We start from the raw sequence: 19,404 nt of genomic DNA, 5'->3' as shown, positions 1-19,404 counted from the left end.
ACTTATTCATCAGAAACGTCCACTCACTACCTGCAAAGGAATGCCATTCACCATGCATTTTCCACTGAAAAAATGGGTGGCCACCACCCTGTTCGCTGCCAGCGTTGCGGCGGTTACCACACCTGCGCTCGCCAACCTCACGAGCGAACAAAATACGGCGATTCTGAAAAGTTTCAGCGACACATCGGTCAGCGATTTCCGCGGTTTTCTCGGGAGCCTGGCCAAAGGCGATCTGGGCAAGACCCATGACGTCGCCCCTGCCATCAGCGCTTTTCTCGATAACAAAACCCTGAACGCCGAACAGCAGAACGAAATCAATCGCCTGCTGGGCATTTACACGCGAGTGAAGTACAGCAAGGCTGCCCTGGAAACCTTGCGAGAACTGGTGGAGATTCCAACGTTCAACGTAGACGGCCTGCCACAGTACAAAAACCCTGAATTCCTCAAGATCGCCGACAAGATCCAGGCCCTGGCCAAATCCTTCAACCTGAACTTTCGTAACGTCGATAACCGCGTGTATGAAATTTCCCTGGAAGGCAGCGGTGATGAAGTCGTCGGCGTGCATGCCCACGCCGATGTGGTACCGGTGACGCCGGAAAATTGGGTACTGCAAGACGGCACCCAGCTGGACCCGTTCAAGGTCACACTCATCGGCGACCGCATGTATGGCCGTGGCACCGAGGATGACAAGAACGCCATCGTCGTGGCGATGTACGCAATGAAGGTGATCAAGGAAGAAAAACTGCCCCTGGCGCGCACGTTCAAGCTGCTGGTGGACACCACCGAAGAAACCTCCGGCGACGCCATTCCCTACTATTTCGAACGCAATCCCGTGCCGAACTACAACCTGGCGCTGGACGGCGGCTACCCGGTGGTGATTGCCGAGAAAGGCTCGGGCACCGTCATGGCCACCTTCCCGGTGCGCAAGGGTGAAGGCGCGGGCGCGGAAGTCATCGCAATGACCGGCGGCAAAGCCACCAACCAGATTCCATCGGTATCGGTCGCCACGCTGGTCAGCGATAAACCTGCCGAGTTGGCGGCCGGCCTGCAGCAGGCCGGTGATGACTATGCCAAACGCAATGGCGGCAATTTCCAGGTGACCACCAAAGTTGACGGCAACAACGTCAAGCTCACCGTCACCGGCGTGTCTGCCCACTCGTCCGAACCGGAATCCGGGGTTAACCCGGTGGCACGTATGCTGGAGTTGATCCACAGCGTTGACGGCAAGATTGCCCTCAAGCACAACCACATCACGGATGCAGCGCGTTACGCGTCGGACAACTGGGGCCTGGATTACCTGGGCGGCAAATTAGGCGTGGGCTTCGCCGATGACTTCATGGGGCCGCTGACCACCTCGCCGACCTTCGTCGGTATGGATGACAAAACCTTCAAGCTGGCCGTGAACCTGCGCGCGCCGAAGGGTAAAACCCCGGAAGAACTCAAGGCACAGATCGAGCAGAAACTGAACGCCTGGGACAAGCACGCCAAGGTCAACGTGGACTTCACCTATTCGCTGGATAAGCCGATGTACCGCAACCCCGAGGGGGAGTGGGTAAAAGCCCTGCTGGCGGTGGCCACTGAAAATCTGGGCATGCAGCACACGTTCGGCACCTCCGCCGGCGCCACCTCCGTGCACGACCTGCCCAACGGCGTGCAATTCGGCCTGGCCCGCCCGGAAGAGAAGTACACCGGGCACACCGACGGTGAGTTCAAGACCGTCGAGCAGTTCCTGCTGGACTTGCAGATTGTCACTGAAATGATGGGACGTGTCGGCCAACTGCCCAAGCTCTGATCCACGCTGGGGCCAACCGTCGCTCAACCAGGAAAAAATCCGTCAAGCCACATTATGTTTGGCCCAAGGGGGCGCAGCCCCTCCAGGGCCATTGATTCAACGGAAACGGAACTCGGTGAGCGCTGTTTTTCGCAGGCAAAAAAAAGCCACTCGATTGAGTGGCTTTTTCTTTGAATTGGAGCGGGAAACGAGACTCGAACTCGCGACCCCGACCTTGGCAAGGTCGTGCTCTACCAACTGAGCTATTCCCGCAAATGGCGTCCCCTAGGGGACTCGAACCCCTGTTACCGCCGTGAAAGGGCGGTGTCCTAGGCCACTAGACGAAGGGGACACGCTACTGAAACACATGGTGTGTATTCCAGTGCCCAGAGGCCTCATCCGAAGATTGGGTCCTGGTTTCACTCAATGCCGCCCGAAAGCCACACTGCTTGTAAATTGGAGCGGGAAACGAGACTCGAACTCGCGACCCCGACCTTGGCAAGGTCGTGCTCTACCAACTGAGCTATTCCCGCATATGGCGTCCCCTAGGGGACTCGAACCCCTGTTACCGCCGTGAAAGGGCGGTGTCCTAGGCCACTAGACGAAGGGGACACACGTACAACATTCACTCCCTACCGCGTTTCGCTGTGTGCTTTACGCTGTAAGTGGCGCGCATTCTATGGATGGATTCAAAGGTCGTCAACCCCCAAGGATAAATTTATTTAAATCAATGACTTCGCCCCGGTTTGCCGACCTGCGCGGGCATTCTGCCCGTCCAAGCCCTGGCGCCTATATTCTGGCGCTCGACAAAACGCTATAGTTGCCCAAGGCAAGTGATGGCAATGTGCAGCTACACTGAGAACACTTACCTATATAGAAGAAACTACCTGGGCAACTGGTCGAACAGTTCTATCCTCCGGCTAGCTCAGTCACTACACTCCACAGCAAACCCTATAAAGAGGTCACACCGGTGACACCACTCATGATCACCCTGCTGGTAATAGCCGGGATCGTAATACTGATCGCCATTGGCTACATGAACCATGTGGTGGAAAACAATAAGCTGGAAAGGCAACGTACCGAGATCGAACTCAATGATCGGCTGCGCCGCTGTGGTGAAATCACCGAGACCTTTCCTGGCCAATTGATGACACCGGCGCTCAAGCTGTTGCTGACCCGCCTGGAACTCAACGTCAACCAACGCTTGCTGAACCTCAAAAAATCCAGTGCCGCGATCAAGGCGCGGATCGCCGAGCTGAATGCAATGATCGCTCAGGGCGAATCGATTCCGGTGGCCAACCCGCCTGCACCGATCCAGACCGAAGCCAAGGCCAAGGATGTGCGCTTCCTGCTCGAAGCGCTGCATGGCCAAGTCACCCGCGCCGCCCAGGACGGTTTTCTGCCGGCCAACGAGGCCAAGCACTGGATCAGGGAAATCCGTCATATCCTGGTGCTGCTGCACATCGAGTTCTTCAATAACCTGGGCCAGCATGCCCTGCAACAAGGTCAACCGGGCCAGGCGCGCCTGGCATTCGAGCGTGGCGCACAGTACCTGCGCAAACAACCGGAACCGGTGCTGTACAGCGCACAGCTGCAATTGCTGGAGTCGCAATTGGCCCGCGCCAACTCTACGGTGTTGACCAACAGCCAGCCGGCCGAAAACGAAGTCAACGAGTTGACCGAAGGCCTGAAAGTCGTCGACGCCGACGCCGAGTGGAAAAAGAAAGCCATCTACGATTGATGGCCTTCTCGCTATGTGGCGACGCCCTGTCGCCACGTGCCATCAAAATGCATCTATCCCCCCGCCCCCGACTAGCGTAAAAAAGTGCCCCTCACTCCGTGAAGTTAGAGGCCTGCTATGCCTATCGCCGTGATTGATGGACAACCGCTGCACTATGTCGACCAGGGCACCGGCCCGGTCGTTTTGTTAGGTTCAAGCTACCTGTGGGACAGCGACATGTGGGCACCGCAGGTCGAAGCGCTGTCGCAGCAATACCGTGTGATCGTTCCTGAACTGTGGGGCCATGGCGAGTCGGGCAGACTGCCCGAGCACACCCTCTCCCTTGACGACCTAGCGCGCCAGACCCTGGCGTTGCTGGACCACTTGGACATTGCGCAGATCAACCTGGTGGGCCTGTCGGTCGGCGGTATGTGGGGCGCCCGCCTCGCTTTGCTGGCACCTGAACGCATCAACAGCCTGGTGCTGATGGACACCTACCTCGGCGCCGAGCCGCAAGCCACGCGTCAGTACTACTTCTCGCTGTTCAAGATGATTGAAGACGCCGGCGCCATCCCGGAGCCGTTACTGGACGTGATCGCGCCGATTTTCTTCAGACCGGGCATCGACCGTGAGTCAGCGTTGTACAAAGACTTTCGCCAGTCGCTGCAGGATTTTTCCCGGAAACGCCTGCTGAACAGCGTCGTGCCCCTGGGCCGCTTGATTTTCAGCCGCGAAGACATCCTCGATCAACTTCCTCGCCTGGACTGCGATACCACTCTGGTCATGTGCGGCGATCAGGACAAACCCCGGCCACCCGAAGAGTCCAGGGAAATGGCCGAGCTGATCGGCTGTGCCCTGACGTTGATTCCAGACGCCGGGCATATCTCCAGCCGGGAAAATCCCGACTTCGTCAATGAAGCGCTGCTGACGTTCCTCGTCAACAACGCCTGATCCCGTTCGCCACTGGTCGCGCCGTCCCGGCTGCGATCAGAGGCGGAAGTGCCCCACCATGCCCCTCAGTTCCGCACCCAACCGCGCCAGTTGGATGCTCGACGCGGCATTGCCTTGCATGCTCAACGCCGATTGATCGGCACTCGCTCGGATGCTGGTGACGCTGCGGTTGATCTCTTCGGCCACCGAGCTTTGCTCTTCAGCCGCTGCGGCAATCTGCTGGTTCATCTGCTGGATCAACGACACCGCCGCGGCAATGCTGCCCAGGGCACTTTCGGTTTCCAGTGCATCACTGACCGCCAGTTTCACCAGTTCGCCACTTTGCTGAATCTGCTGCACCGACGACTGCGCCGCGCTGCGCAAGGTGCTGACCAGGCGTTCTATTTCTTCGGTCGACTGCTGGGTGCGCTTGGCCAGGGCCCGCACTTCATCGGCGACCACCGCAAAGCCGCGCCCTTGCTCCCCTGCGCGGGCCGCTTCAATCGCGGCGTTGAGGGCGAGCAAGTTGGTTTGCTCGGCGACGCTCTTGATCACACTCAAGACCGTGCCGATGTTCTGGATCTCTGCACTGAGGCTTTCGATGCTTGCGCTGGCACTGTTGCTGGACGTGGCCAGCAGTTCGATGCGCTGCAAACTCTGGCGTACTACCTGTTGGCCGCTGTCGACCTTGTCATCCGCCGTCTGAGCGGCGTGCGCGGCCTGTTCGGCGTTACGCGCCACGTCGTGCACCGTGGCGGTCATCTGGTTCATCGCCGTGGCCACCTGTTCGGTTTCTTCTTTCTGGCTGCTGACCTCGACGTTGGTCTGCTCGGTAACGCTGGACAACGAATGCGCTGAGCTTGCGAGTTGCTCGATACCGGCCTGCAACCCGCTGACCATATGGCTCAGGCCGTTGCCCATCTGCTGCATCGCTTGCATCAACTGGCCGATTTCATCGCGGCGGCTGACCTCCATGCGCCCACTCAGGTCGCCGGAGGCAATCTGCTGTGCCGCTGCGATCACACTGCGCAGCGGTGCCACGATCAAGCGGGTAATGACCCAGGCTGCGATCAGCCCCACCAGCAACGCCAGGGCAGATGAGCCGATGATGAGCAGCGCGCTTTTGCCCAGTTGCGCCTGCATCGACTGGTCTTCGGCGTCATAGGCCTGATTGACCCGGCTGACCACCTGATCGGCGCGATCATTCAATTGTTTGTAAACCACTTTTTCCTGAGCCAACAGAGCGGTGTACTCGCCGAGCTTTTCGCTGAACGACGCGATATGCCCGGAAACTTCATTAAGCACGGTCTGGTAACCGGGGTCCTTGACCAAAGGTTTCAGTTGCTCGACCTGAGCCAGCGCCTGGTCAGCCTGTTCAATCTTGCCCTGCTCCGCCTCGTCCGCGTCAGCCTTGCGGCTCTGATCCAGGCGTAGCCGCGCTTCGTTCATCGCCTGCAGCATCAACCGCGACACCTGGCTCACCTGCCCCGCCTGTTCGATAAACTCGGCGCCTTCCTTGCCCTGGCTTTCCTTCAGGCCATAGGCGCCGTCGTCCGCCAGTCCGGCCTGCAACACATCAAGGGTATTGGCCACGCTGGACACCGACCAACTGGCCATTTCCAGGGCCAGTTCCTTGGTCTGGGTCAGTTCGACAAACTCGTCGAACGCCTTGCGGTAGGCGGCCAGGGCTTGCTCCACATCGGCCATTACCGGCACGTTGGCAGCGGACTGGGTTTTGAGACTGGCCGCGAGCGCGGCCAGCGCATCGACACTTTCATGCAACGCGTCAACCGACTTGGGGTCGGCGTGCAACGCGTAATTCTGTTCGATCAGGCGCACCTTGAGCAGGCCACTGTTGAGCGAAGACACACGCTTGAGGCCTTCGAAACGCTGGCCAACGGTTTGCAGGGACCACACGCCAATGGCCGCTACCAATGCCGTCAGCAGCAGCACCAGGGTAAAACCCAAGCCCAGTTTTTTCGCCATACCGAGGTTGGCGAAATGTCGTTGCGCGCCTGAAATCATTGCACTTGAGTCCTCTTGCACTGGCAGATGCCATAAACCCGCTTTACCAGCAGGAAGATTGGGCACCAGCGGGCACTGAACACAAGTCATTGGCGTCGCGATAATGGCAAAAAGCTACACACCCGTCGTTTTCAGAATGGTCGAGGTCGATCTAGCGGGCCCCAGGGCACGAAACAGCGCCAATGCGCGCTGGTCCGCCGCATAGGCTACGTTGATGCGCAGCCACTCGCTGCATTCACCCGTCGGGTTGAACAACGTTCCCGGCGACAACAACACGCCGAGCCTGCGGGCACACGCCTGCACGCATGAAGGGTTTTGCGCGCCAGGTCGTGCCCACACGAACATACCGCCGGCGGGTACCGCAAACACTTGCCACTCTTCATCTTCCAGCACCTGCAAAGTGGCGACCATTTGCGTATTCAGGCGCTTGCGCAGGCGCTGCACCCACTTGCGGTAAGTGCCATTGGCCAGCAAGGTCGCCACCATCGCTTCGGCAAAACGCGAGGTGCCGATGCCCGTCAGGGTCTTGAGGTGCGCCAGTTGCGCGACGATCGCCGCGCCGGCGCTCAGGTAGCCCACGCGCAAGGCACTGCTCAGCGTCTTGGAAAAACTCGAAACATAGATGACGCGGTCTTCATGGGGCAACGCCGACAACCGCGTGCAACTGGCATGTTGCAGGTCACCGTAGACATCTTCCTCGATGATCAGGAAATCCCGGCTGCACGCCAGCGCCAGCAGACGCTCGGCCACCGCGCGGCCAAGGCTGGTGCCGGTCGGATTGTGATAGAGACTGTTGATGAACAGGCATTTGGGGCGATGACATTGCAAGTGCGCTTCCAGCACCTCGATATCCGGGCCGCTGCGTGTGCGGGGCACTTGCAGCAACGTGACCCCGTGAAACGCCAATTGCCGGTAGAGGTTGCCGTACCCTGGTGTCTCGACCACCACCGTATCGCCCGGCTTGAGCAGCGTGCGTATAAGAAGGTCCAGGGCGTGGCTGGCGCCATGGGTAGTGAGAATGCACTCGAGACTGCTGGGTACGTGAATCTGGGTCAGGCGCTTGAGCAGCTGTTCACGCAGGGCCTGCAGCCCCAGAGGCGTGCTGTAGTTGAACAGGCCCGCAGTGTCGGTGCGGCTGACTTCGCGGATCGCGTAGCTGATGTCATCGCTCTCGCGCCAGGCGTCGGGCAGCCAGCCGCAGCCCAGCTTAAGCTCGCCCAAAGGGCTGTCGGTAAACCCGCCCCATCCTTCTTCGGCGCCTTCGTACCAATGCTTTTCCTGAACTTGCGCAGGCTGCGCCACCACGAACCCCGAGGCGTTTTTTGAGGCCAGCAGACCTTGGGCCACCATCCGCTCGAATGCCTCGATCACGCTGGACTGGCTCAGCAGGTTATCGAGGGCCAATTGGCGGACGGACGGTAAGCGTGTGCCGGGGCTCACCCCATTCTTGCGAATCCATCCCGCGACTGCGCTGATGATTTGCTGCACCACCGGTACCGGGGCTTGTCGATCAATCCCTAAATCCATGAGCCACTCACTTCAACTGTTTGGTATTCAACCCAAACAGTTAAGCACAGAAGCCCAATAAAACCCGTCCTCAACTTTTATTAAAGTATTGATTTTATTGAGTTTTTTACCTACTGATACACATTCAGTCGCGGCGTTTTGCCATCTATGGAAAGACCCCACACCACCCCAGTCCTTTTCGAACAGGTTGCAGTGTGAAGTCTTAAATTGCCGTTGCGCCACCGTCCACCGCCAAGGCCTGGCCGGTGGTGAAGGCTGCGCCATCACTGCACAGATACAACACTGCGCTGGCGATTTCCTCGACTTTGCCAATGCGCCCGACCGGGTGCATCGCCGCCGCAAATTCAGCCTTGCGTGGGTCAGCTTCATAGGCGCGTCGGAACATGTCGGTATCGATCACGGCCGGGCAGACGGCGTTGACGCGGATTTTCTTTTTCGCATACTCGATCGCTGCCGACTTCGTCAGACCGATCACCGCGTGCTTGGACGCCGCATAGATGCTCATTTTCGGCGCCGCCCCCAAACCCGCTACCGAAGCCGTGTTGACGATGGCGCCACCCCCCTGGGCCAGCAACAGCGGCAGTTGATGCTTCATGCACAACCACACGCCTTTGACGTTGACACCCATGATGGCATCGAACTCATCCAAACTACCGTCGGCCAGCTTGCCCTTCTCGATCTCGATCCCGGCATTGTTGAAGGCATAGTCCAGACGGCCGTAGGCGGCGATGGTCTGCGCCATCAATTGCTGCACTTCCGTCTCCAGGGTGACGTTGCAGCGCACAAACATCGCCTCGCCGCCACCGTGTTGAATCAACGCCACAGTGTGCTCGCCACCCGCCACATCCAGGTCGGCCACCACCACGTTCAAGCCCTCGGCGGCAAACGCCAACGCGGTAGCGCGGCCAATACCAGCGGCGGCGCCGGTCACCAGGGCGACCTGGCCGGAAAACGTCATGCTCATGGGAAATGTCCTGTGGGATTAATAGCCGTCGGGGCGAGTCTAGCCAACGACAGGAGGGACGCGTCAGCACTATCAGAAGGCCGGTTGGCGCTGCATGAGTCTTAGTGATAAAGCGATGGGGCTGATTATCAACCGTGCCTATCGTCATGCATTCGCGTGGCTCCAATAACCTTGCTTGCGGGACGTTCCTTGTCTATCACTCATACTTCATTTCTAAAGAGTTGCCGCCATGACTGCCCAGACCAACCGCCAGTTCCTGCTTGCCAAACGCCCGGTCGGAGCCGCCACGCGGGACACCTTCACCTTTCAAGAAGTGCCGGTAGGCACCCCGCAGGACGGGCAAGTGCTGGTGCGCAACGAGTACCTGTCCCTCGACCCCGCCATGCGCGGTTGGATGAATGAGGGCAAGTCCTACATTGCGCCCGTCGGCCTTGGCGAAGTGATGCGGGCATTGGGCGTGGGCAAGGTGATTGCCTCCAACCACCCGAACTTTGCGGTTGGCGATTACGTCAACGGCGCTTTGGGCGTGCAGGATTACTTCCTGGGCGAGCCACGCGGTTTCTACAAGGTCGACCCGAAGCTTGCGCCCCTGCCCCGCTACCTGTCCGCGCTGGGCATGACCGGCATGACCGCTTACTTTGCGCTGCTGGACACGGGCGCGCCCAAGCCTGGCGAAACCGTAGTCATCTCAGGCGCGGCCGGTGCGGTAGGCAGCATTGCCGGGCAGATCGCCAAACTCAAAGGCTGTCGTGTGGTGGGCATCGCCGGCGGAGCTGACAAGTGCAAGTTCCTGGTGGACGAACTGGGCTTCGATGCCGCCATCGATTACAAAAACGAAGACGTACCCGCCGCCCTCAAGCGCGAGTGCCCCAAAGGCGTGGATGTGTACTTCGATAACGTGGGCGGCGATATTCTCGACGCGGTGCTCAGTCGCCTTGCGCTCAAGGCGCGGGTGGTGATTTGCGGAGCCATCAGCCAGTACAACAACAAAGAAGCCGTGAAAGGCCCGGCCAATTACTTGTCATTGCTGGTCAACCGCGCACGGATGGAAGGCTTTGTGGTGATGGATCACGCGGCGAACTTTGCCGCTGCCGGGCAGGAGATGGCCGGCTGGATGGCGCAGGGCAAGCTCAAGAGCAAGGAGGATATTGTTGAAGGGCTGGAAACCTTCCCGGAGACCTTGATGAAGCTGTTCAACGGCGAGAACTTCGGGAAATTGGTGTTGAAGGTCAGCTGACGCACGCTAGATAAAACTAATGCCTGCCAGTTAAGCGCTACAGCGGACACCCGGTGACCTGTGGCGAGGGAGCTTGCTCCCGCTGGGCCGCGAAGCGGCCCCTGGAAAATGGACCTGCTATCAGTCCAGCGGAAGCAAGCTCCCTCGCCACAGCACTGCGCTCCTTCTAATCGGGAGCACGTCGAATCGCCCAGGTATCAGGCGATTTCGGCAACGACCGCTGCCAACGCTTTCGCCGGATCGGCCGCCTGGCTGATCGGACGGCCGATCACCAGGTAGTCAGAACCGGCATCGAGCGCCTGACGCGGCGTCAGAATACGGCGCTGGTCATCCTGGGCGCTGCCCGCCGGGCGGATCCCTGGGGTCACCAGTTGCAGCGTCGGGTGCGCGGTCTTGAGGGCCTGGGCTTCCAGTGCCGAGCAGACCAGACCATCGAGGCCGGCTTTCTGCGCCAGGGCGGCCAGGCGCAACACTTGCTCCTGCGGCTCGATGTCCAGGCCGATGCCGGCCAGGTCTTCGCGCTCCATGCTGGTCAGCACGGTCACGCCGATCAGCAGCGGTTTCGGCCCGCTGCGCTGTTCCAGCACTTCACGGCAAGCGCTCATCATGCGCAGGCCACCGGAGCAATGCACATTGACCATCCACACACCCATTTCAGCCGCTGCCTTCACGGCCATCGCGGTGGTGTTGGGGATATCGTGGAATTTCAGATCGAGAAACACTTCGAAGCCTCTGTCACGCAGGGTGCCGACGATTTCCGCCGCGCAACTGGTGAACAGTTCCTTGCCGACCTTGACCCGGCAAAGCTTAGGGTCCAACTGGTCAGCCAGCTTCAGTGCGGCGTCACGGGTGGGGTAATCCAGGGCGACGATGATAGGAGTCTGGCAGACGGGCATTGGAATGGGCTCTCAGGCAAGTCGAAATCGGCGCGGATTGTAGCGCAAGCGGCGCCGTTGCGGGATCCGATGATCGGTAAATACTGATTCAGCGTTGATCGGCGCGGGTTTGCGGCAATTATTTCAAAGCCGATACATTCACGACATGCGCCCAACACGCCGTAGCGCTAGCCTCGCCCGCATGACCGACCGTCCGGCACTTCCAGCCATGGGGCTGGGCGCCTATGCTGGCCGTAACAATCAGGCAGATGATCGCACTATGCAGACTCCTTGCGTCCCGCTAAACGACGAACACCCAGGCGCGGTGATCGCCGACGACAAGCGCTGGAACACCCGTGCGCTGATCGTCGATGATGATGTGCCGATTCGTGAACTGCTGATCGATTACCTGGCGCGCTTCAATATTCTCGCCACGGGCGTGACCGACGGCGCGGCGATGCGCCTGGCCATGCAAGCCGAAACCTTCGATGTGGTGGTGCTCGACCTGATGCTGCCGGGCGAGGACGGCCTCACCTTGTGCCGTCGGCTGCGCGCTGAGTCGGACATTCCGATCCTGATGCTCACCGCCCGCTGCGAACCCACCGACCGTATCATCGGCCTGGAACTGGGCGCCGACGATTACATGTCCAAACCGTTTGAACCGCGCGAACTGGTGGCCCGTATCCAGACCATCCTGCGCCGGGTGCGCGATGACCGCACCGAGCAGCGCGCCAACATCCGCTTCGACAACTGGCGCCTCAACAGCGTGTTGCGCCAACTGGTGGCCGACAACGGCCTGGTGGTGCCGCTGTCCAACGCCGAGTTTCGCCTGCTGTGGGTGTTTATCGAACGCCCGCGCCGCGTGTTGAGCCGCGAGCAATTGCTGGACGCAGCTCGTGGCCGCTCCATCGAAGCCTTTGATCGCAGCATTGATCTGCTGGTCTCGCGCCTGCGCCAGAAACTGGGAGATGACCCCAAGGCCCCACAATTGATCAAGACCGTACGCGGCGAAGGTTATCTGTTCGACGCGCGGGATATCGGTTGATGCGCGCCACCTTCAATACGTTGTTCGGGCGGCTGTTCGGCGTGTTGCTGGTGGCCATCGTGCTGGCGCATCTGCTGGCGTTCTTCTGGTTCCATCATTACGGTCCACCGCCGCCACCGCCGCAGGAAACCTTCGTCGAGCAGCCGGATGGCTCGATGAAACCGCTGGTCAAGCATCATCGGCCCTGGTTCGGCGGCCCGGCGGTGCCGCTGACGTTTCAATTCATCTCGCTGATCATCGCCGCCTGGTACGGCGCCAAGCTGTTGAGCCGGCCGATCCAGCGCCTGAGCGCGGCGGCCGAGCGTTTGAGCGTCGACCTCGACAGCCCGCCCCTCGATGAGTCCGGGCCTCGCGAGGCGCGCCAGGCCGCCTCAACCTTCAACCTGATGCAAAGGCGCATCCGCGAACAAGTCAGCCAGCGCGCGCGCATGCTCGGGGCGGTCTCCCATGACCTGCGCACCCCGCTCTCGCGGCTCAAGCTGCGCCTGGAACAGATCGAAGACACCCGGCTGCAAGGCCAGATGCGCCAGGACCTGGACGACATGATCGGCATGCTCGACGCCACCTTGAGCTACCTGCACGAACAGCGCACCAGCGAGACCCGCCACTGGCTCGACGTGCAGGCCCTGGTGGAATCGCTCAGCGAAAACGCCCAGGACCAAGGCAGCGATGTGCAGTTTTGCGGCTCCTGTGCGCCCTTGCAGGTGCAGCCGATGGCGTTGCGTTCGTGCCTCAACAACCTGATCGACAATGCCCTGCGCTACGCCGGCTCAGCCCGAGTGGAACTGGCGGACAGCCAGGGGGCCCTGGTGATCCGCGTGATCGATCATGGGCCAGGCATCGCGGCCGATCAGCGCGAAGCGGTGTTCGAACCGTTCTTTCGCCTGGAGGGCTCGCGCAACCGCAATTCCGGCGGCGTCGGCCTGGGCATGACGATCGCCAGGGATGCGGTCGAACGCCTCGGCGGCCACCTGAGCCTGGAAGACACGCCGGGCGGCGGGTTGACTGCGGTGATGTGGCTGCCGAGGGCTTAAAGCGGCTTGTCTTCCCGGCGCACCTGGGTCTGGGTCGCACTCCAGTCCGTCAACAAGCTGTAGGCCACCGCGAGTAAGGTCGGGCCGATGAACAGGCCGATAAAGCCGAACGCGATCAAGCCGCCGAACACCCCCAGCAGCACGATCACCAGCGGCAGGTTGCCGCCACGGCTGATCAGGTACGGCTTGAGCACGTTGTCCACGCCGCTAATGATGAACGTGCCCCACACCCCCAAAAATACCGCATAGGTGTAGTCACCCTTCCACGCCAGCCAGGCCGTGGCGGGAATCCACACCAGCGGCGGGCCCATGGGGATCAGGCTGAGCAGGAAGGTGACGATGCCCAGCACCAGGGCACCCGGCACGCCTGCGATCAGGAAGCCGATCAGCGCCAGCAGCGCTTGGGCGGCGGCGGTGCCGATCACACCGTTGACCACCCGTTGCACCGTACCCGCCACCAGTTCGATGTAATAGCCGGCGCGCTCGCCGATCAGGCGTTCCAGCAGGCGGTGCACAAACATCGCCAGGCGCGGGCCATCGCGGTAGAAAAAGAACACGAAGACCAGGCTCAAGGTCAGCTCGAGAATGCCGCCGCCGATTTGCGCACTGCGCGCCAGCAACCAATTGCCGACCTGGCCGAGGTAAGGCTTGATGCTGACCATCAGCGCCGCGCCTTGTTGATCGATGCTGTCCCACATCGCCACCAGACGTTCACCCACAAACGGGATCGAGCCCAGCCAGGCGGGCGCCTCCGGCAGGCCGTCGACCTGGATATCCTTGATCAACACGACGGCATCGCGCACATGGTCCGCCAGGTTGAACCCCAACCACACCAGCGGCAGCGCGACCAGCAACATCCAGCCCAACGTCAGGATACCGGCCGCCAGCGACTCGCGACCGCCCAGCCCACGTGTCAGCAGGACCATCAGCGGCCAGCTGGCGAACGCCAGCACCGCGCCCCAGAACAGCGCCGACCAGAACGGCGCCATGACCCAGAAGCTGGCACCAAACAGCACCAGCAGCAGGATTTGCACCAGCAGGCGATCGTTATTGAGCATCGGGTATCTCGAAAAAGAGTCTGTAGGAGGACAGCTTAGGCGAACGGCGCGGGTCCGTTCGCCCTGTGGCGCTTAGCGTATCAGATGCACATGCAGGCCTTCAGCGTTACCTGTGCCGGTTTCCAGGCGTGCGGCGCGCACACCACTGTCGATCAGGCCCTGGCGCCAGGCTTCGGCGCCGGGCCCGGTCAGGCTGACGCGCAAGGTGGTGTCCAGGTTCAGCCCGCGGGAAATCAAGGTTAACCAGGTCGCGTCGGGCTCGGCACCCAGCGCAGGAAAGTCCAGCTCGCCGGTGCTTTTCAACTCACGTAACAGCGTTGCCGACGTGGGCAGAAGATCACCCAGTGGCGTGCTGGCGTCCAGTTGCTCAACATGCAGGTAAGCGCGGCGATTGCCCCGGGTGATGCCGTACAGCGCCACCAGCGAGTTGTCCTGCGGGGCAGCCAGGCGCAGAAGCAAATATTCCTGCTGGCCGTCGGCCCCCACCAGCTTGGCGTTGCCGAACACTTCATTGGCCCACAGGCTGCTTTCGCCGCAGTCACGGGCCTGGCACCAGAACAACAGCTGCGCGCCCTTGGCCTGCAAGGCTTCGCGGGTGGCGGTAAAAGCGGCGCTGGAGCTGTGTTCGGCAGGCAGTTCGTAGGTGATCGCGGTGGTTTGACCGCGTGCGGTGGCCTGGCCTTCAGAGCGTAATTGGCCGCTGATCTTGCGGATCGCGCCCATCGGGTAGATGCGCTCCCGTTCTTCGGCCTGGCGGTAGTCGACGATCTGCGCGTCCACTTGGCGGGCAATGGCCGGTAAGTCCTGGCTTCCGGGCACATCGGCGGCGAATACGAGCGGGCTGAAACAGCACAGCCCAAGGGCACGGATACATCCTTTACCCAGGCTCATCGGATCAATGCGCCGTGGCCATTGAGGTTCGCAGCGGTTTCAAGATGGTGCATGGTTGACTCCCTTTCAATCCGCCCAGCCTCGGCAGTTGACCGCGCCAAGTCAAGGCGCGGAGAAGAACCGATTGAAACAGTCTGCAACAAGGACCGCCCCGGGCTCGTCATTCAGGTGCAGATGATGGCCACCCGGTAGGGTCGTCACGGCAAAGGGTAGCTGAGAAAGCAACTCGGGATGTTTCGCCAACATGCCGTCAGCCGCAACCACCAATTGCGTAGGGCAACCCACTCGGCGTACGAAAGCCATGGCCTGTTCGTCGGTCAGGCGCATCGGTGAGGCCAGGGTCAGACGACTGTCGCTGCGCCAGGTATAGCCACCCGGCACCGGCATCAAACCGCGCTGGGCCAGCAGTTCGGCGGCTTCGCGGCTGACCGCGACGAGGCCATGCATCCGCGCCTCTACCGCCCGGTCCAGGCTGGCATAGACCGGCTTGCGCTTGCCCCGCAGGCTCAGTTGCGCCTGCAATGCCATGCCCAGCCGCTCGGCGGCGTCCTCGCCGCTGGCGGTCGGCGGGATCACCCCGTCGATCAACCCCAGGTGCGTCACGCGTTCCGGTAATGCCCCGGCCAGCGCCAGGGAAACGATGGCGCCCAGGGAATGGCCAAGTAATGCAAAACGTTGCCAGCCCAGTTGTTCGGCCACTTGCAATACATCGTGGACGTAGTCCCACAAGGCATAGCCGGCCCCCGCCGGACGATGTGCCGAGTGCCCGTGCCCGGCCATATCCAGCGCGACGATGCGCAAACCCTGCAGCTTGGGCGCCAGGCGCGCAAAGCTGTTGGCGTTGTCCAGCCAACCATGCAGGGCGATTACCGGCAAACCGTCTTCAGGCCCGAACAGATGCGCGGCCAGCTCGATATGCGGCAGGCTCAGGCGCACTTCTTCTACCGGCACGCTCATGCGCGGCTGCGCTCACGGGCCTGCCAGCGGGAAAACAGGTTCTTGATCAAGGTGGCGGTGTCCTGGGGTCGCTCAAGGGGGAACATGTGGCCGCCGGGCATGGTGAGCAGTTCGCCCATCGGCAGGCGACCTACGCCGCTGGCATGATGGCGCATCACCACCCGGCTCTGCCGGCCGCGCACCACCGCCAGCGGCACTTTCAACTGGCGCACCTGGCCGGGGCTGGTATGGGGCACACCCCGATAGATGCTGATTTCGGTCGCCGGGTCGAAACGCAACCGCAGCCGGTCGCCCACTTGCAGCAGGCCATGTTGCAGATACGCTTCGAAGCATTCGGGGTCGAACCCGCGAAACAGGGTCTTGCCGGCGAAGTAAGCACGCGCGGCGTCCAGGTCGGCAAATTCCTCACGGCGGCCCAGGGTGCGCCCGGCCGGGGTCAGGCGGTCGATGAAGCCAAAGCGTTTGGCGGCGCGAATTACCCAGCGATCCGCGCGGGTCAGCACCGGAGAGTCCAGCATCACCACGCCCCGGTACAGCTGCGGGCAGCGCATGGCGGCATGCAAATGCAACACCCCGCCCAGCGAATGGCCGACGCCCCACACCGGTTCCGGTTGCTGCTGCAGATGATGGATCAGTTCGTCCACCAGGTTCTGCCAGTTATCGTCCACCGGAAACCTGGGGTCGTGACCGTGCTGCGGCAGGTGCACCACCGCATATTCGGGGGCCAGGGCAGCGAACAACTTGCCGTAGGTAGCCGAAGGAAAGCCATTGGCGTGGGCGAAAAACACATGCTGCGACATACCGGTTCGCTCTACAAAAACAGACGTTGATTGTCACCATGCCTGGCCGTTACGGCAATGACCGTAACCGCCAGGAATGATGACACTCACGCCACGTCTATCGCGTCGGTGGCTGCTCGCCCAAGGGCACCACGGCTATGGTCAGGCGCGATATGCAGCTGGCCTTGCCCTCGTCGCTGGTCAGGCGGATGTCCCACACCTGGGTCGTGCGGCCGATATGGATGGCCTTGGCCACCGCCGTTACTCGCCCGCTGCGCACACCGCGCAGGTGGTTGGCGTTGACTTCCAGGCCCACGCAATAGAATTTGCTGGCATCGATGCACAGGTATGCCGCCATGGAGCCTACGCTTTCGGCCAGCACCACGGAGGCACCGCCGTGCAGCAGGCCGTAGGGCTGATGAGTACGGTGGTCGACCACCATGCTGGCGGTGAGGGATTCGTCGTCGAAGCTTTCGAAGCGAATGTCCAGCAATTCACCGATGGTGTTTTTCTGGCTCGCGTTGAGTTGCTCAATATTCGGTTGCGTGCGCCACAGGCTCATATGGGGTGTCCTTATTGGTTTTATTACAGCCCTAATCCTGCCACAGATAGGGCACACGCAACGTATCGATATAGCCTATGGATTTTTTACGCTGACCAGACTCATCAGCCCGGCCAGCGGGAAATCCCCTTCCAGTTCCGCCAGACTGGCGGTGTGCATCGGCTGGGGCTGACGCTGATGGCCATGCTGCAGAAAGCTGATCAGGCTGCCCACCAAGGGCTGGTGGCTGACCAGCAGCACGTTGTCATCGGTGTCGAGTTTTTCCAGCACCTGCAACGGATTGCCCTCCGGCGTCAGCCACGGCGCCGTGCGAATCTCAGGTTCGAAGCCCAGGGCCTCGCGAACCAGCTGCGCCGTCTGCTGTGCCCGCACATAGGGGCTGGCGATAATGGCACTGAGCGGCTCGCCGATCAGGTGCGCGGCGCTGCGCAACACTTCGGCCCGGCCGTGCTCGGTGAGGTTGCGCTCGGCGTCGGTGGGGGCATGCCCTTGAGCTTCACCGTGGCGCAGGATCCACAGTTTCATAGCTTGGGCTCCTCATCACGCGCCGGGTGCGGTGCTGGCGGCACACTATGCGCGGCTTCGCCTTCCGGTGCTCGAGGAGTTGGCCAATCGGCGAATGGCCAGGGCTTTTGCTCGGTATGGAAGCTGCCGAAGCGACCAATCTGCATCAGGAACTGGCTGAGGCTGTCGCCAAAGTTCATCAGGCCCAGGTTCGGCGCGCCGTAGATCAGTCGGTAAATCAGTTGCACAACCACCAATGCGCCGAGCAGGAACTGCGCCAATTGCCATACCAAGGCATACACCAGCATCCACAGAATGCGCAGCACAATGGACTCGTACTTGGGCGCTGCTTTCGAATCGTTCATGCCGCGTTCCTCAGTTGAAACCGCTGGTGGAAATAAAGTCGACGTCGGTTTTCGGCTCGGCGCGCATCAGCAGCTCGATGACCTGGCTCAAGGTGCGCCCTTCAAACAGGATCGCGTGCAGCCCGGCAACCAGCGGCATATATACACCGACTTCCTGCGCCTTGGTCTTCAGCACTTTGAGGGTGTTGACCCCTTCAGCCACTTCGCCCAGGCGAGTTACGGCTTCTTCCAGGCTCAACCCCTGGCCCAGCGCAAAACCCACTTGATAGTTACGGCTTTTAGGCGATGAGCAGGTGACGATCAGATCGCCGACGCCCGCCAGGCCCAGAAAGGTCATGGGGTTGGCGCCCTGATTCACTGCGAAACGGGTCATTTCGGCCAGGGCGCGGGTAATCAGCATGCTCTTGGTGTTTTCGCCCATCCCTAACGCCACCGCCATGCCGGCGATGATGGCATAGACATTCTTCAACGCACCGCCCAACTCGACGCCGAAGCGATCGCCACTGGCGTAAACGCGGAAAGTGCGGCCATGCAGCACCGCCTGGACGCGCTCGCACAGGGCCTCGTCTTCACTGGCGACCACCGTGGCGGTCAGCGCATGTTCGGCCACTTCACGCGCCAGGTTCGGCCCGGACAGCACGCCAATGCGCGCCTGGGGCGCGATATCTTCGAGGATTTCGCTCATCAGCTTGAATGTCTGCGCCTCGATGCCCTTGGTCAGGCTGACCAACAGCTTGCCCGCCAGACGCTCGGCGTGGGGCGCCAGCACCGAGCGCAAGGCGCTGGAGGGCAGCGCGACAAAGCAAAGGTCGCAGGCCGTGAGGGTTTCGAGCAGATCGGTAACGGGCTCGACCGCCGGATGAATCTTGATGCCTTTAAGGTAACGAGGGTTTTCCCGGTTCACCCGAATAGCCTCGGCCTGCTCGGGATCACGCATCCACTGACGCACCGCATGGCCGTTCTCAGCCAGCAGGTTAGCCACGGCGGTACCAAAACTTCCGCCTCCCAGGACCGCAATAGGGCGCTGTTCAGTCATATGCAATCCGTTAATCCATACCAGTGGCGATGGCGGCATTATACGGGGCGACCCGCTTGCGGCCAGCCCCCGCGTGAATTCATGCGCTTGTCGGAAAATGCCACACTTGAGTGAAGGAATTACA

General features: G+C 61.2%; 18 protein-coding genes and 4 tRNA genes. 6 read left to right on the top strand and 16 right to left on the bottom strand.

What is annotated here, in order from left to right; genetic code table 11:
• Positions 1 to 52 precede the first annotated feature (52 nt).
• Complete coding sequence (locus Q1V60_RS01375) at positions 53 to 1,792, top strand: dipeptidase (protein ID WP_300626876.1); 1,740 nt, start codon at positions 53 to 55, stop codon at positions 1,790 to 1,792.
• Between the two features lie 176 nt (positions 1,793 to 1,968).
• Here Q1V60_RS01375 and Q1V60_RS01370 read toward each other — a convergent pair.
• The 4 genes from Q1V60_RS01370 to Q1V60_RS01355 all read right to left on the bottom strand — a co-directional run bounded on the left by Q1V60_RS01370 (position 1,969) and on the right by Q1V60_RS01355 (position 2,383).
• Positions 1,969 to 2,044 (bottom strand) — tRNA-Gly (locus Q1V60_RS01370).
• A 3-nt stretch (positions 2,045 to 2,047) separates the two neighbouring features.
• Positions 2,048 to 2,123, bottom strand: a tRNA-Glu gene (locus Q1V60_RS01365).
• Between the two features lie 105 nt (positions 2,124 to 2,228).
• A tRNA-Gly gene (locus Q1V60_RS01360) sits at positions 2,229 to 2,304 on the bottom strand.
• 3 nt (positions 2,305 to 2,307) lie between these two features.
• Positions 2,308 to 2,383, bottom strand: a tRNA-Glu gene (locus tag Q1V60_RS01355).
• Between the two features lie 358 nt (positions 2,384 to 2,741).
• Between Q1V60_RS01355 and Q1V60_RS01350 the strand changes: the two genes are divergently transcribed.
• Entirely contained in the window at positions 2,742 to 3,512 is a 771-nt protein-coding gene (locus Q1V60_RS01350) for a hypothetical protein (RefSeq protein ID WP_300626875.1), read from the top strand.
• Between the two features lie 117 nt (positions 3,513 to 3,629).
• The gene (locus Q1V60_RS01345; protein ID WP_300626874.1) at positions 3,630 to 4,442 is read left to right on the top strand and encodes an alpha/beta fold hydrolase; all 813 of its coding nucleotides are present in this window, start codon (positions 3,630 to 3,632) and stop codon (positions 4,440 to 4,442) included.
• 36 nt (positions 4,443 to 4,478) lie between these two features.
• On the opposite strand, the gene Q1V60_RS01340 is transcribed toward Q1V60_RS01345, so the two are convergent.
• The 3 genes from Q1V60_RS01340 to Q1V60_RS01330 form a co-directional block, all read right to left on the bottom strand.
• Complete coding sequence (locus tag Q1V60_RS01340) at positions 4,479 to 6,446, bottom strand: methyl-accepting chemotaxis protein (protein ID WP_300626873.1); 1,968 nt, start codon at positions 6,444 to 6,446, stop codon at positions 4,479 to 4,481.
• A gap of 114 nt (positions 6,447 to 6,560) precedes the next feature.
• Complete coding sequence (locus Q1V60_RS01335; protein WP_300626872.1) at positions 6,561 to 7,973, bottom strand: PLP-dependent aminotransferase family protein; 1,413 nt, start codon at positions 7,971 to 7,973, stop codon at positions 6,561 to 6,563.
• A 202-nt stretch (positions 7,974 to 8,175) separates the two neighbouring features.
• Entirely contained in the window at positions 8,176 to 8,937 is a 762-nt protein-coding gene (locus tag Q1V60_RS01330) for an SDR family oxidoreductase (RefSeq protein WP_300626871.1), read from the bottom strand.
• A gap of 229 nt (positions 8,938 to 9,166) precedes the next feature.
• Here Q1V60_RS01330 and Q1V60_RS01325 point away from each other — a divergent pair, with 229 nt between their 5' ends.
• Positions 9,167 to 10,174: an NADP-dependent oxidoreductase gene (locus Q1V60_RS01325; RefSeq protein ID WP_300626870.1), complete on the top strand. Its 1,008-nt coding sequence runs from the start codon at positions 9,167 to 9,169 to the stop codon at positions 10,172 to 10,174.
• Between the two features lie 197 nt (positions 10,175 to 10,371).
• Here the strand turns inward: Q1V60_RS01325 and pyrF are convergent, their stop codons facing one another.
• Positions 10,372 to 11,070 (bottom strand): orotidine-5'-phosphate decarboxylase, encoded by a 699-nt coding sequence (gene pyrF / locus Q1V60_RS01320; RefSeq protein ID WP_300626869.1) that lies wholly within the window; start codon positions 11,068 to 11,070, stop codon positions 10,372 to 10,374.
• A 259-nt stretch (positions 11,071 to 11,329) separates the two neighbouring features.
• On the opposite strand from pyrF, the gene Q1V60_RS01315 reads away from it, so the two are divergent.
• The gene (locus tag Q1V60_RS01315) at positions 11,330 to 12,094 is read left to right on the top strand and encodes a response regulator (RefSeq protein ID WP_300626868.1); all 765 of its coding nucleotides are present in this window, start codon (positions 11,330 to 11,332) and stop codon (positions 12,092 to 12,094) included.
• Positions 12,094 to 13,128 (top strand): ATP-binding protein, encoded by a 1,035-nt coding sequence (locus tag Q1V60_RS01310; RefSeq protein WP_300626867.1) that lies wholly within the window; start codon positions 12,094 to 12,096, stop codon positions 13,126 to 13,128. Before Q1V60_RS01315 ends, Q1V60_RS01310 begins: the two co-directional genes overlap by 1 nt.
• On the opposite strand, the gene Q1V60_RS01305 is transcribed toward Q1V60_RS01310, so the two are convergent.
• The 8 genes from Q1V60_RS01305 to Q1V60_RS01270 form a co-directional block, all read right to left on the bottom strand.
• Positions 13,125 to 14,186, bottom strand: coding sequence for an AI-2E family transporter (locus Q1V60_RS01305; RefSeq protein ID WP_300626866.1), 1,062 nt, complete (start codon positions 14,184 to 14,186; stop codon positions 13,125 to 13,127). The genes Q1V60_RS01310 and Q1V60_RS01305 overlap by 4 nt on opposite strands.
• 72 nt (positions 14,187 to 14,258) lie before the next feature.
• Complete coding sequence (locus Q1V60_RS01300; RefSeq protein ID WP_300626865.1) at positions 14,259 to 15,077, bottom strand: DUF4892 domain-containing protein; 819 nt, start codon at positions 15,075 to 15,077, stop codon at positions 14,259 to 14,261.
• Positions 15,078 to 15,179: 102 nt separating this feature from the next.
• Positions 15,180 to 16,034: an alpha/beta hydrolase gene (locus Q1V60_RS01295; protein ID WP_300626864.1), complete on the bottom strand. Its 855-nt coding sequence runs from the start codon at positions 16,032 to 16,034 to the stop codon at positions 15,180 to 15,182.
• Positions 16,031 to 16,834: an alpha/beta hydrolase gene (locus Q1V60_RS01290; RefSeq protein WP_300626863.1), complete on the bottom strand. Its 804-nt coding sequence runs from the start codon at positions 16,832 to 16,834 to the stop codon at positions 16,031 to 16,033. The genes Q1V60_RS01295 and Q1V60_RS01290 overlap by 4 nt, the downstream gene beginning before the upstream one ends.
• A 97-nt stretch (positions 16,835 to 16,931) precedes the next feature.
• A complete protein-coding gene (locus Q1V60_RS01285; protein ID WP_300626862.1) occupies positions 16,932 to 17,375 on the bottom strand; it encodes a hotdog fold thioesterase in 444 nt (147 codons plus the stop codon).
• A gap of 75 nt (positions 17,376 to 17,450) precedes the next feature.
• The gene (gene sixA, locus Q1V60_RS01280; protein WP_300626861.1) at positions 17,451 to 17,900 is read right to left on the bottom strand and encodes a phosphohistidine phosphatase SixA; all 450 of its coding nucleotides are present in this window, start codon (positions 17,898 to 17,900) and stop codon (positions 17,451 to 17,453) included.
• Positions 17,897 to 18,244: a DUF4389 domain-containing protein gene (locus tag Q1V60_RS01275; protein ID WP_300626860.1), complete on the bottom strand. Its 348-nt coding sequence runs from the start codon at positions 18,242 to 18,244 to the stop codon at positions 17,897 to 17,899. The genes sixA and Q1V60_RS01275 overlap by 4 nt, the downstream gene beginning before the upstream one ends.
• Before the next feature lie 10 nt (positions 18,245 to 18,254).
• A complete protein-coding gene (locus tag Q1V60_RS01270) occupies positions 18,255 to 19,280 on the bottom strand; it encodes an NAD(P)H-dependent glycerol-3-phosphate dehydrogenase (protein ID WP_300626859.1) in 1,026 nt (341 codons plus the stop codon).
• Positions 19,281 to 19,404: the final 124 nt, after the last annotated feature.

The organism is Pseudomonas sp. (genome assembly GCF_030147005.1).
GTDB lineage: Bacteria > Pseudomonadota > Gammaproteobacteria > Pseudomonadales > Pseudomonadaceae > Aquipseudomonas.
This window is presented reverse-complemented; position numbering and strand designations above follow the sequence as displayed.

What these genes read in the sequence shown, in the direction of transcription:
- Q1V60_RS01330 (WP_300626871.1), bottom strand. Translation starts at nt 8,937, where the DNA reads ATGAGCATGACGTTTTCCGGCCAGGTCGCCCTGGTGACCGGCGCCGCC.
- pyrF (WP_300626869.1), bottom strand. Translation starts at nt 11,070, where the DNA reads ATGCCCGTCTGCCAGACTCCTATCATCGTCGCCCTGGATTACCCCACC.
- Q1V60_RS01315 (WP_300626868.1), top strand. Translation starts at nt 11,330, where the DNA reads ATGCAGACTCCTTGCGTCCCGCTAAACGACGAACACCCAGGCGCGGTG.
- Q1V60_RS01335 (WP_300626872.1), bottom strand. Translation starts at nt 7,973, where the DNA reads ATGGATTTAGGGATTGATCGACAAGCCCCGGTACCGGTGGTGCAGCAA.
- sixA (WP_300626861.1), bottom strand. Translation starts at nt 17,900, where the DNA reads ATGAAACTGTGGATCCTGCGCCACGGTGAAGCTCAAGGGCATGCCCCC.
- Q1V60_RS01290 (WP_300626863.1), bottom strand. Translation starts at nt 16,834, where the DNA reads ATGTCGCAGCATGTGTTTTTCGCCCACGCCAATGGCTTTCCTTCGGCT.
- Q1V60_RS01325 (WP_300626870.1), top strand. Translation starts at nt 9,167, where the DNA reads ATGACTGCCCAGACCAACCGCCAGTTCCTGCTTGCCAAACGCCCGGTC.
- Q1V60_RS01340 (WP_300626873.1), bottom strand. Translation starts at nt 6,446, where the DNA reads ATGATTTCAGGCGCGCAACGACATTTCGCCAACCTCGGTATGGCGAAA.
- Q1V60_RS01295 (WP_300626864.1), bottom strand. Translation starts at nt 16,034, where the DNA reads ATGAGCGTGCCGGTAGAAGAAGTGCGCCTGAGCCTGCCGCATATCGAG.
- Q1V60_RS01310 (WP_300626867.1), top strand. Translation starts at nt 12,094, where the DNA reads ATGCGCGCCACCTTCAATACGTTGTTCGGGCGGCTGTTCGGCGTGTTG.
- Q1V60_RS01285 (WP_300626862.1), bottom strand. Translation starts at nt 17,375, where the DNA reads ATGAGCCTGTGGCGCACGCAACCGAATATTGAGCAACTCAACGCGAGC.
- Q1V60_RS01270 (WP_300626859.1), bottom strand. Translation starts at nt 19,280, where the DNA reads ATGACTGAACAGCGCCCTATTGCGGTCCTGGGAGGCGGAAGTTTTGGT.
- Q1V60_RS01300 (WP_300626865.1), bottom strand. Translation starts at nt 15,077, where the DNA reads ATGAGCCTGGGTAAAGGATGTATCCGTGCCCTTGGGCTGTGCTGTTTC.
- Q1V60_RS01305 (WP_300626866.1), bottom strand. Translation starts at nt 14,186, where the DNA reads ATGCTCAATAACGATCGCCTGCTGGTGCAAATCCTGCTGCTGGTGCTG.
- Q1V60_RS01275 (WP_300626860.1), bottom strand. Translation starts at nt 18,244, where the DNA reads ATGAACGATTCGAAAGCAGCGCCCAAGTACGAGTCCATTGTGCTGCGC.
- Q1V60_RS01345 (WP_300626874.1), top strand. Translation starts at nt 3,630, where the DNA reads ATGCCTATCGCCGTGATTGATGGACAACCGCTGCACTATGTCGACCAG.
- Q1V60_RS01375 (WP_300626876.1), top strand. Translation starts at nt 53, where the DNA reads ATGCATTTTCCACTGAAAAAATGGGTGGCCACCACCCTGTTCGCTGCC.